Genomic DNA, 10,542 nt, shown 5'->3' with positions numbered 1-10,542 from the left:
GGCTGAGACCATCTTTGGCGGCGACGTGCAGGCCGTCACTGTGATCCGCCGCGCCGCATCTGAGGCGGGCCTGACCGAATGACATTTGATGACCCTGCCGATTTCGCCGCTGCCCTGCCCGGCTACGCGCCGCTTGCGGGCCTTGATCTGGGCACCAAGACCATCGGCATCGCGGTGTCTGACGCAGGCCATATGATCGCCTCGCCGCTGGAGACGATCAAACGCACGAAGTTTCAGGCCGATGCCGCCCGCCTGTTGGAGATCATGACACATCGTCAGATCGGCGGGCTGGTTTTGGGCCTGCCGCGTAACATGGATGGCTCCGAAGGGCCGCGCGCCCAAGCGACCCGCGCTTTTGCCCGCAACCTGACCCGCCTGACTGAGGTGCCGATCACCTTCTGGGACGAACGGCTGTCGACAGTTGCCGCCGAGCGCACACTGTTGCAGGCGGATACGTCCCGAAAACGTCGCGCCGAGGTCATCGACCACGTGGCAGCTGGTGTAATCCTGCAAGGACTGCTGGACCGCTTGCGCAACCTGAAAGGCGCCTGACATGACCAAGCCTGAAAACACGGACGCCATCTGGACGCGGGCAGAAATCGAAAGCCCCTGCATCAAAATCTGCGTGATCCATCCCGAAACACGTCTGTGCACCGGCTGTCTGCGGTCCATCGACGAAATCGGCGCATGGTCCCGCCTGACACCAGAAGCCCGCAAAGCCGTGATGGACGACCTGCCCGCCCGTGCGCCCTTGCTGCAAAAAAGGCGCGGCGGCCGAGCGGCCCGATTGAAACGGTAGCACGTGGTGCACTGTCGGGTTTTGAGTTTTTCTAGCCAGATGAAACAGGGACTCTGCGCGCGCCACGTGCGATGGGTCTCAAACGTTGCCCAATCGCGGCGCGTTAACCTTAACGGGCCAGACAGCGACCGAAAGGGTCCACTCCGACCGCGTCAGACGGGGGCCGGAGCCAATCTCCATCGATTGACGCGACCCCACGACGGGCCGGAGCTTCACCTGGCACATGGAGTCGCGCTCCCGCTATCCATGCACCATCATCTTCGCCGATTAACCTTAACAGCGCGTTAAAGATGCAGCGCCCTTGCTTCATCTGGCCCAAAAAACTCCCCCCGGAGGGCCGGTCTGCCTCACACCCAGTCGTGTGACTGGGAACACTCAGGCCGGAAATAGGCGACCATGCGCCCGTCATCCGGCATCGTAACTTGGGGATCGTGGGGGGCAATGCCGTGCACCAGATGGCGATGCAGCACCATGACCTGACCCGGGGACGCGATCACAGGCACCGGCGTTATAGTGTCAAAGACCGCGCGTCGCGCGGCGACATAGGCGTCTGTCACGTCTATCCCGCACGGATCGCGGTCCCCGATCACGGTCCGCAAAGCCGCGCCGATGACATGATGACTGCCCGGCCAGACCATCAGCGGGCAGGCCTCAGTGTCATTCAGCGGCATGCCTAGGATAAAGGCGTGAAGTTCGCGGACAATGCGCCGCCCGTTTTCCGCATGCAGCCCGTCCACATGCCCCGAACAGCGCCGCAGCCGGAACCTGTGGGACGCCTCGGTATCGACCTCATCCTTGCGTGGATAACCGGCGTAGGTCACGGACAGTTGCGCCCGGTGCCACTGGGTCACCTGTGGTACCGCCCCGCGCCACGCCCCTGCCAGCGGGGCACCGTGGATTGATCCATCGCCTTTGGTCGGCAGCGCATCAACACCCACAAACCACGTACCACCATGCCGCAGCCATTTTGCCTGCAAATCCGGGTCGCCTATGGCCGTCAGTCCCGCCCGATAGGCCGCCTGAACCCACCGCGCAACATCAGGGTCCTCGGGGAACACGGCAAAGCCGTCGCGGTCCATATCACCGATCACGCAGCGGCCCTGTCCATTGCGGCCAGCGCATCCTCAACCACGGACCAACCTGCCCCGTCACGGTGCGCGTGTTCCGACAGATGCCTGCGCCATTGCCGTGCCCCCGGACGCCCCGCAAACAGCCCCAACATGTGTTTCGTCACATGGGCAAGCTTTCCGCCACCCCGGCTGTCATCGGCCAAATGCGTCTCAATATAGGGCCGCATCTGCAAGACCACGTCGACCGGATCGGGGCCCGCCGTTTCGCCGAAGATCACCTCATCGGCGCGCTGCAAAATATCGGTCGGGCTGTGATAGGCCGCGCGCCCGATCATGACGCCGTCGACGCCGGCCTCCAGCAGATCACGGGCGTGCTCCAACGACGCAATCCCACCATTGATGGAGATATGGAGGTTCGGAAACAGCTGTTTCATCTCGAACACCAGATCATAATCCAATGGCGGAATGTCGCGGTTTTCCTTGGGGCTGAGCCCCTGCAACCACGCCTTGCGCGCATGGATTATCACGCGGTTCACGCCTGCGGCCACAATCTGCGACAAAAATTCGGGCAGGACTTCGGCGGGGTCCTGATCATCCACGCCAATCCGGCATTTCACTGTGACTTCAGCAGGTTGGGCTGCAATCATCGCCCGACAACACAGGGCCACGAGTGCTGGATCCTTCATCAAAACCGCACCAAAAGCACCCGATTGCACGCGATCGGACGGACACCCGCAATTCAGGTTGATTTCGGGGTAGCCCTCTTCTGCACCCATGGCCGCAGCCTCGGCCAGTTCAATCGGATCGGACCCGCCAAGCTGCAACGCCACGGGCTGTTCTGCCGGATCAAACCGCAACAGATGCCGCGGCTGCCCGCGCACCAAGGCGGGGGCCGTGACCATTTCAGTATAGAGCAGCGTCCGCTTGCTCAGCAGGCGGTGCAAATACCGGCAATGGCGGTCCGTCCAATCCATCATAGGGGCGACGGACAGGCGGGCGGCCTGAGTAACACTTGATTTTATTATATTTTCTTCTCTTTTTGTCAATTTCAGCACCGCCTGATTTCAGCCTATTTGCCCTTATTTACGCCCATTTTGACATACAGTATGACTCAGAGTCATACATTTACCCACGGAGTCATACCAAGTTGGCCACCTATAGAGAGAGAACTTTGAAAAGCGGTAAGCCAAGCTTTACCGCGCAGATCAAACGAAAGAATCCCGACTTCTTTGATAGCAAGAGTGGCTTTACCACAATGAAAGCTGCGGAGAAATGGGCAGCAAAGCGCGAGCGTGAAATAGACGCTCAGGTCGATGCAGGAACGAAGCCAACCAAGCGCAGCACACAGCGACGAACTCTAGGAGACGCAATCGATAGATACATTGCCGAAGATCGAACTGGGATGGGTAAGACCAAAAAGCAAGTCCTCACCACGATCCGTAAGGAATACGACATTTCGGAAATGCGGTTCGAAGAAATAACGAGCGCTCACATTTCAGATTTTGCGAACCAATTGTGGGAGCGCCCCAACGTTACGTCGGCGGCAACCGTCAACAACTATCTACAACACCTGTCCGGCGTATTTTCAGTTGCCCGCCCCTTATGGGGCTTTTCGGTCGATGAGATGGCAATGAAAGACGCTATGAAAGCACTGGGTAAGCTTGGCGTCAGGGCAAAAGCCAAAGAAAGAGACAGACGTCCAACGCTCGCAGAAATGAACCGGATCATGGCTCATTTTCACAAGTCTAGCACACATGACCCAAGGGCTGTTCCAATGCACGTCATAACGGCCTTTGCTTTGTTCAGCACCCGCCGTCAGGCGGAAATTTGTCGGATTACGTGGTCAGATTACGAGCCCGAAGATAACGCCAACGAAACCCGCGTCATGGTTCGCGACATGAAACACCCCGGCGACAAGCAAGGGAACGATACGTGGTGCACCCTGCCCGACCCTTGCCGCGAAATGATAACGGCACTGCCAAAACCTGACAGGAAACAGAAATTCATATTCCCATATCATTCAGATACGATCAGTCGCCGCTTTACCGACGCCTGCAAGTTCTTGGAGATAGATGACTTGCACTTTCATGACTTACGCCATGAGGGAACTTCACGGCTGTTTGAAATGAATTGGAATGTTGATCGCGTTGCCGATGTTACTGGTCATAGGTCATGGGAGTCACTCAAGCGGTATCGACACTACAAGAAAAGCGGCGACAAATACAAAGGATGGAAGTGGATCAACGCCGTAACGTAGTCCCGTTGGGTCTAGCGGTCGTCCGTAGCCATTTCTGGACTGCTAACAGCAGTTTGATTTGCGTTCTGACGCGCGTGAGCGCGGATGATAGCTTTCTCGACCCGCGAGCGCATTGTCTGCTTGAAGTTCCGCGCTTGAGGCAGAATGCGATCACCTTTCACACCGAAGGTCTGTACGCTGCGCTTCAAGTAACTATAGAACGTCCAACTTTTGTAGTCGTCAGTTAGGTCGCCTTTTTTAACACGGCTGAAACGCTGGCTGAACAATGAATAGTTGAAATTGCCAATCAGCGACGCCGCTGATGCGCCCGGATTATCTAAGACGTGCCGCGTTCCATCGCGTTTGGCAGCATTGGTTACCTTGCGATACAGCCGCGACATGGTGCTGTCACGCACGTAGACCTTACGTCCGTCATAACGAAAGCCTAGATATTCGAGACCGTTTTTGCCCTGTGGCCCAGTAACATGTTCAAACTTTAACCGTTCACCGTCACGTTCGAAGCGTACAACGCAGGTCTTAGACTCTTTTATTACCAACGCATCCCCGTGGTTTTTGATCTCTTCCATGGCAAAGGCCGTGGCGGCGGTCGCTTCGTTCTTTCCGCCGGGAACAATCAACAGGATGTCGTCAGAATAGCGCATGTAGACACCACCACGCTGACGCGCGTAGGCGTTCATTTTTACATCGAAGTCCATCAAGTAGAAGTTGGCGATCAGGTCAGAAATTGGTGCACCTTGTGGTACCCCATGAGGCAATTCGTTACGCTGGACTAGGTTGGAGAATGCTGGATCATCACCACAAATCTTGTTCCTGAAGTCTTCATTTGAACAGATTTGCTTATCCATTTCGCGGTAAGGTCGTGTGTAGCCTTCAACAATGAAGTTTCCGCGTTGAACCGGGCCAAGATATCCAAGGCGTCGGTAAACTGCCTTCTGATCAACGAAGCGGTAATGCGTGATATTTTTGAAGACTGCGTAGTGGTCGGGCGGCAGTTCATCTACGCCCAAAAGGTCGCGCCAGATACGCTTGATACGTTGGTGACAGAGGCTTTCGAAGTAACCCTTGATATCCAACGCCACGGCTACGCAATCGCCTATCCGGTCTACCTGATCAAAGGCGTCTTTGGCGAAGTCGATATTACACTTACCGCCGTTTGATCCCGGCTTGGGAATTTGACGGTATGCAATCGGACAATCGGCGATGCCCATTTCGGATAGGCGTTGTTCATAAAGAACAGCAAGCTTGCGTCGATAGTGAGCAAAAATGTAGGCAAGGCGATTGAATGTGCGTTCAAGATGTCACGGATTGCGACCACGCGGCATTTTGCAAACTCGCAAGGCACAAGCTTGCCTTCGTCGTCTTTGTACCCATCGGAAATGGCGTCAACGCTCCAACTGCGGAACACCGTACCATCCCGGCCCTTGTGGTGTTCAATAATCAATGCGTCCAGCAATTCATGTTCTGGATTGTCGATTTCGACTGACGATTTAAGCTTTTCGCGGTTTTGCATGAAGCCATGAATTCCCGCTGCACCCAGAATGCCGCCGATGACCTTGGCATGGCTCTCAAATCCACCCAATGCTTGGCCCTTCCATGCTGGGCACTCTTTCGCAATCCAGTTTTGAACAAGAACCAAGAGAGCGTGCATATACATGCCAGCGTTAGCGGGCACATAGCTATCAAGATTGTATTCGAATGATGATGTCGGACGCTCGCCGGGGTTTTCCATCTTGGGATCAAGGTCAATCATAAGAGTCCGCTCGACAAGCTGGCGGCTCAGTTGCGTCCGGTTATCCGTTGTCAGCCAAACTTGATTGACTGTAACGGTCACCATCGCGGTTTGCCCCAAACGCCGTCCGGTAAACTTGGGATACCCGATTACGCCGATGCGATGCCACGTGTTCTTTCGTTTGAGCCCAAAGTGTGAATTGCCAGGCACATGCGACCTGAAACTTCAGGACATTCTGTGCTATCCCGTCCCCAAACGTTCGATCAAACCCAAGACTTTGACATCAGGGCTAACATAGGCTCAAAAGGTTGCCCATCTCGGTCGCCATATCCGTCGGGCTTTTCGTCGCAACGGCCTATTTGCACCTGCTGTCGCTACGCTTCTGCTCCGGCCGCATGTCATACATACCGATGCGGCCACATACGCGCGTGCTTTCCATTGTGAGCCTTCTGTTTGTCACGCATCTGTTGCAGATCGGGCTCTTCGTGGGCGGCTTCTGGATTGCGGAGGCTTTGTTGCAGATCGGTGGCTTCGAAGGGGCCGCTATGGCACGTCCGCTAGACTACCTTTACTTTTCCGCCGTCATCTACACTTCGCTCGGGATCGGGAACATCGTCCCGACCGGGCATCTGCGGTTTCTCGTCGGGGTCGAGGCGCTGAACGGGCTCTTGCTGATTGCCTGGTCGGCGTCGTTCCTGTTTGCGACAATGAACCGTCTGTGGGACTGGCAACCATGCGTGGAACCGGAAGACTAGCAGTGCAATTCAGGCATAGGTGGCCCGCCCGGCAAACGACCGGCGACAGGGGCCGCTGACGGGCGTTCCGGCAACCATCTGCCCGAGGCAGTTCACCTGAACCACGGGTGAAAGCACCCGCCGCACTATTCGGCTGCCGTTGCCCTCGCTCCGCCACCCAAGGACTTTCGCCACGTCACCGTGGACGCTGCAATCTGCAAGCCGAGAACAACGGCGACAAGCACAACGAAGGGCCATTGCGCCCAGTTCGGCTCGGGCGTTTGCCGGTGGTAATCCAGAAAGTGGATAAACAGGAAATAGGCGGTATGTGCGACGCTCAACCACCAAAGCACATACGTCCCCCGCTGCACGTATTTCCAGATACTATTCCCCATCAGGCGCAGGCTGAGGTCATTCGAGGTCAGCCCCAAAACGAGGCCGTAGATCAATCCCAGCAGACCCAGAACATTCGCCAGCGCAAAGCCATGATTGACCATGACATAGCGTTGCAGCCCGGGGTGGAACTCGAACCCGAACAAGCGCATCAGATCCAGTTCGACCCAGCCAAACAGGATGATCGTGGCATGGATGAATGCCAGAACAACCGCGTATATCCCGAGTTCCCGACGGTAGGGCAAGACGCGCGCCGCGCTGCGCCAGAGCCGCGACAGAGGCCCAAGCATCATCGCCATGGCAATCAGGACAAGTGACACGTCTCCGATGGCCCGGTTCCAGCGATGCATCGGGGACCATTCGGCGCGGCTGTACAGAAACAGCGCAGTTGCAAGCACCGCAAAGATCACAACAAGAACATGCCGGACCCACCAGGCGTTTCGCGCAATTGACATCATCAGTTCAGATCCTCTGTCATTCGTTCCCGGATGCGGGCATCACTCTGTGGCTGCTGCTGCGATCCACGCACGCAAATACAGTCTTTCAAAGCCGAAGACTATCAGGATTGAGGTTAAGGAAAAAATAACAATCGCGGGATCGCTTTGCAGCTTCAGGGCGGTGAATGCGACCAGAACAATTGCATCAAATCCGAGTGCTGCAAGAATGACGGCCCCCGAGGCACCGATCTCTGCCCTGCGATAACGCCAGACGCCCCAATGCACGGCCATATCCATCGTCAGATAGAAGAACGCACCCAGAGACGCGATACGGCTCAGATCGAAAAACACGGCAAGAAAGGATGCGATGACCACCGTATAGACCAGCGTATGCCGCTGGATCGAACCGGACATGCCGAAATGGCTGTGCGGGATCATCTTCATATCCGTCAGCATCGCCAGCATCCGCGAGACGGCAAACACACTTGCCAGCACGGCCGAAGCCGTCGCCACCACGGCCAAGAGGACCGTCAGCAGAAAACCCACCTGCCCCAATGCCGGTTCCGCCGCCTCGGCCAGCGAATAATCCTTGGCGGCGATGATCTGATCGATGGTCAGGCTGGAGCCCACACCGAAGGCCACAAGCAGATAGACAACGACACACAGCGCAATCGAAATGATGATTGCGCGGCCCACATTGCGATTGGGATCAGTGACCTCGGCCCCGCTGTTGGTGATCGTCGTGAACCCCTTGAACGCAAGAATGGCAAGCGCGACCGAGGCGACAAAACCCATCGCGCCAAAGTCGCCAGCATCTTGCGTCGCGGCGGCAAAGCCGAACCCGCTCGACCACAGGGCCGCAATCCCGAAAAGCGCGATACCCCCGATCTTGATCGCGGCCATGATCATCGAGAACAGCCCGATGGACCGGTTGCCCGCGATGTTTACGAGGAAGGCAAACAGGATCACCCCGACCGCCAGGATGGGCACCAGAGGCCCGCCCTCAATGTCGAAGGGACGCAAGAGATAGGTGGCAAATGTCCGCGCAACAAGGCTTTCGGCAATCACCATACTAAGCGCCATCAGCAGCGCCGCCCCCGCCGCAATGCCGCCGGGCCCGTAACATTTTTGCAGGATCATCCCGATGCCCCCTGCCGAGGGCCAGGCATTGGACATCTTGATGTAGCTGTAGGAACTGAACCCGGTGACGATCGCACCGATGATGAAGGCAATGGGAAAGAGCGGCCCGGCCAGTTCGGCAATCTGCCCTGTCAGGGCAAAGATCCCTGCCCCGATCATCACGCCCGTGCCCATGGCAACCGCGCCGCCCAACGTAATGGAGTTCTTCTTGTAGCTGTCGCCGCCGTGGGCGTGCGCGTGATTCATGATTTGCCCCGTCTTTCCCGTTTCTCGATTTGGCCTTTGCCAAGCGTTTGTGTGTATGGCCGCTCCGCCTGCCAAGTGGCGACTCAGACCGCTCAGCGCCTGCTCCAGATCGAGGCGAGGACATTGATCGGCGGCGACGATGGATGGAGAACCGGTTCACCTCTCACGAGGCGTTCAGCAACCGGTTCCCGTCGTGTCGCTTCGGTATGCTCATGGCCTGTCGACGCCACGCGCGAACACAATGACACCCAACGGCTTCACAAACCCGAGCAACTTTGGTGCTCAGGACTTGTCGTTGCCTGATCCACCGCCACCGTGACCACCGTGCCCGCCATGCATGAAGAAATGCATCCCGACGCAAAGCAGCAACGGAAGCCAGAGGAGCAAGTTCGATGCAAAAACAAGCTCTCTGTACTCATAGCCAAGGAGCAGAGTGCCCAGAGACAGCGCCGCAATAAGATAGATGCCGGCACGCGATTTCCAGAAGGGCACTGCAGGCGTCGGCTCCTGTTCAGGTTTGCCGTGATGTTCGTGTGTTTCCATTTCTAAATTTCTCCAGGGATTGATTGAGATTTCTCTAGTCCGATTTCCAAGCCCCCATTCCGGAATTGGTTTTTCCGGCACCGATTGGACCCGTGTCCGATTGGCAAGATGATTTCTGTATCTCAGAGCATGGCGGACAATCGACTTAGTGCTTCAGGCGCTGCCGCAACAGGCGCCACCGCTGTCTTTAGGTGTTTCAGACGGCTTGGCAGCGGCGGCGGATTGATGATCTGCCTGTTGCGCCGGACGGGCCGAACCGCTGCAACAACAACCTGATTTTGCACGTGTGGTCGCTTGCTGAGCCAAGGTACCTATTTCGTCTTTCATGAGTGCCTCCATTTCCAAGGTTCACAGGATAGACGCTCTGCGGCGTCGATCATTACACCGAAAGTCGCGGTTTTTCGGCCTCCACGCTTACCGTCGTAGGGAATAGAGACGACACCGATCAACTTGACGTGCTTCACCATCGCAGTTCTGCGTCATTTCCGCTTTATAGGTTGCAATCACGCGCCGATCGTCAGCATCAGGTCGTTGGCCAGCGTGTAGCGCGGTATGTCGAGGTTGCGCGGCGCGGGCCCCTTCCGGATCCGGCCGGACGTGTCATAGTGCGAGCCGTGGCACGGGCAGAACCAACCGCCGAATTCTCCAAGAGAGTCTCCCGATCCCTGACCAACGGGAACGCATCCAAGATGCGTGCAGATCCCAATGACAACAAGCCATTCACCCGCCTCATCCGCTGTCCGGTTTTGGTCGAGCGCCGGCAAGTCCCGGGTCTGGTTCGGATTTTCTTTGGCGCTATCCGTCTGATCGATCAACGCATCGAGAGGTGTCTCCCGAGCCATATTGATGGCTTCCTGAGCCCGACGCCAGACAAAAACCGGTTTGCCCTGCCAACTGACGGTTATCCGTTGACCTCGCTGCATGCCAGACAGATCCACGCGTATTGTTGATAGGCTGAGGACGTCGGCCGAGGGGTTCATCGAGTTGATCAGCGGCCAAACGGCAGCACCGGTGGCCACGACGCCCGCTCCGGCTGTTGCGAAGTACAGAAAATCGCGCCTGCTTTCGGGGTTGCTGGAAACTTGCTCGGTTGCGTGCTTGTCAGTGTTTGTCATTTCGATACTTTCGCGGTGTTTAAGTTAAGATGATCAACGTGCCCGCTTTAGCGGACGAGGATTAGGCGGAACTGGCGGT

12 protein-coding genes are annotated in these 10,542 nt (G+C 56.9%); 4 read left to right on the top strand and 8 right to left on the bottom strand.

Features of this window, described 5'->3' with window-relative positions; genetic code table 11:
- Positions 1-78 precede the first annotated feature (78 nt).
- Both ruvX and ACTG36_RS10950 read left to right on the top strand, forming a co-directional pair.
- Positions 79-552, top strand: a complete 474-nt coding sequence (gene ruvX, locus ACTG36_RS10955; protein WP_375281896.1) for a Holliday junction resolvase RuvX — start codon at positions 79-81, stop codon at positions 550-552.
- A 1-nt stretch (position 553) separates the two neighbouring features.
- Positions 554-799 (top strand): DUF1289 domain-containing protein, encoded by a 246-nt coding sequence (locus ACTG36_RS10950; RefSeq protein WP_296421239.1) that lies wholly within the window; start codon positions 554-556, stop codon positions 797-799.
- A gap of 347 nt (positions 800-1,146) precedes the next feature.
- Here the strand turns inward: ACTG36_RS10950 and ACTG36_RS10945 are convergent, their stop codons facing one another.
- Complete coding sequence (locus ACTG36_RS10945) at positions 1,147-1,890, bottom strand: hypothetical protein (RefSeq protein ID WP_375281897.1); 744 nt, start codon at positions 1,888-1,890, stop codon at positions 1,147-1,149.
- Entirely contained in the window at positions 1,887-2,894 is a 1,008-nt protein-coding gene (gene dusA / locus ACTG36_RS10940; RefSeq protein ID WP_375281899.1) for a tRNA dihydrouridine(20/20a) synthase DusA, read from the bottom strand. The genes ACTG36_RS10945 and dusA overlap by 4 nt, the downstream gene beginning before the upstream one ends.
- 146 nt (positions 2,895-3,040) lie before the next feature.
- Here dusA and ACTG36_RS10935 point away from each other — a divergent pair, with 146 nt between their 5' ends.
- Positions 3,041-4,126 carry a tyrosine-type recombinase/integrase gene (locus tag ACTG36_RS10935; protein ID WP_439142329.1) on the top strand — a complete coding sequence of 362 codons (1,086 nt, stop codon included), beginning with the start codon at positions 3,041-3,043 and terminating at the stop codon, positions 4,124-4,126.
- Between the two features lie 11 nt (positions 4,127-4,137).
- Here ACTG36_RS10935 and ACTG36_RS10930 read toward each other — a convergent pair whose 3' ends face one another.
- Together ACTG36_RS10930 and ACTG36_RS10925 are read right to left on the bottom strand one after the other, a co-directional pair.
- Positions 4,138-5,334, bottom strand: a complete 1,197-nt coding sequence (locus tag ACTG36_RS10930) for a reverse transcriptase domain-containing protein (RefSeq protein ID WP_439142327.1) — start codon at positions 5,332-5,334, stop codon at positions 4,138-4,140.
- A complete protein-coding gene (locus ACTG36_RS10925; RefSeq protein WP_439142325.1) occupies positions 5,229-5,960 on the bottom strand; it encodes a hypothetical protein in 732 nt (243 codons plus the stop codon). Before ACTG36_RS10925 ends, ACTG36_RS10930 begins: the two co-directional genes overlap by 106 nt.
- A 335-nt stretch (positions 5,961-6,295) precedes the next feature.
- Here ACTG36_RS10925 and ACTG36_RS10920 point away from each other — a divergent pair, with 335 nt between their 5' ends.
- Positions 6,296-6,610 carry an ion channel gene (locus tag ACTG36_RS10920; RefSeq protein ID WP_439142323.1) on the top strand — a complete coding sequence of 105 codons (315 nt, stop codon included), beginning with the start codon at positions 6,296-6,298 and terminating at the stop codon, positions 6,608-6,610.
- 125 nt (positions 6,611-6,735) lie between these two features.
- Here the strand turns inward: ACTG36_RS10920 and ACTG36_RS10915 are convergent, their stop codons facing one another.
- The 4 genes from ACTG36_RS10915 to petA all read right to left on the bottom strand — a co-directional run bounded on the left by ACTG36_RS10915 (position 6,736) and on the right by petA (position 10,463).
- A complete protein-coding gene (locus ACTG36_RS10915) occupies positions 6,736-7,440 on the bottom strand; it encodes a ferric reductase-like transmembrane domain-containing protein (RefSeq protein WP_439142321.1) in 705 nt (234 codons plus the stop codon).
- A gap of 39 nt (positions 7,441-7,479) precedes the next feature.
- Positions 7,480-8,805, bottom strand: coding sequence for an APC family permease (locus ACTG36_RS10910; RefSeq protein ID WP_439142319.1), 1,326 nt, complete (start codon positions 8,803-8,805; stop codon positions 7,480-7,482).
- Between the two features lie 282 nt (positions 8,806-9,087).
- The gene (locus ACTG36_RS10905) at positions 9,088-9,348 is read right to left on the bottom strand and encodes a DUF2933 domain-containing protein (protein ID WP_439142317.1); all 261 of its coding nucleotides are present in this window, start codon (positions 9,346-9,348) and stop codon (positions 9,088-9,090) included.
- 503 nt (positions 9,349-9,851) lie between these two features.
- On the bottom strand, positions 9,852-10,463 hold the full coding sequence (gene petA / locus ACTG36_RS10900) for a ubiquinol-cytochrome c reductase iron-sulfur subunit (protein ID WP_439142315.1): 612 nt from the start codon (positions 10,461-10,463) through the stop codon (positions 9,852-9,854).
- Between the last annotated feature and the right edge of the window lie 79 nt (positions 10,464-10,542).

This window comes from Pseudooctadecabacter sp., from assembly GCF_965657175.1.
Lineage (GTDB): Bacteria > Pseudomonadota > Alphaproteobacteria > Rhodobacterales > Rhodobacteraceae > Octadecabacter.
This window is presented reverse-complemented; position numbering and strand designations above follow the sequence as displayed.

What these genes read in the sequence shown, in the direction of transcription:
- ruvX (WP_375281896.1), top strand. Translation starts at nt 79, where the DNA reads ATGACATTTGATGACCCTGCCGATTTCGCCGCTGCCCTGCCCGGCTAC.
- ACTG36_RS10950 (WP_296421239.1), top strand. Translation starts at nt 554, where the DNA reads ATGACCAAGCCTGAAAACACGGACGCCATCTGGACGCGGGCAGAAATC.
- ACTG36_RS10930 (WP_439142327.1), bottom strand. Translation starts at nt 5,334, where the DNA reads ATGGGCATCGCCGATTGTCCGATTGCATACCGTCAAATTCCCAAGCCG.
- ACTG36_RS10925 (WP_439142325.1), bottom strand. Translation starts at nt 5,960, where the DNA reads ATGGTGACCGTTACAGTCAATCAAGTTTGGCTGACAACGGATAACCGG.
- ACTG36_RS10915 (WP_439142321.1), bottom strand. Translation starts at nt 7,440, where the DNA reads ATGATGTCAATTGCGCGAAACGCCTGGTGGGTCCGGCATGTTCTTGTT.
- ACTG36_RS10910 (WP_439142319.1), bottom strand. Translation starts at nt 8,805, where the DNA reads ATGAATCACGCGCACGCCCACGGCGGCGACAGCTACAAGAAGAACTCC.
- ACTG36_RS10905 (WP_439142317.1), bottom strand. Translation starts at nt 9,348, where the DNA reads ATGGAAACACACGAACATCACGGCAAACCTGAACAGGAGCCGACGCCT.
- petA (WP_439142315.1), bottom strand. Translation starts at nt 10,463, where the DNA reads ATGACAAACACTGACAAGCACGCAACCGAGCAAGTTTCCAGCAACCCC.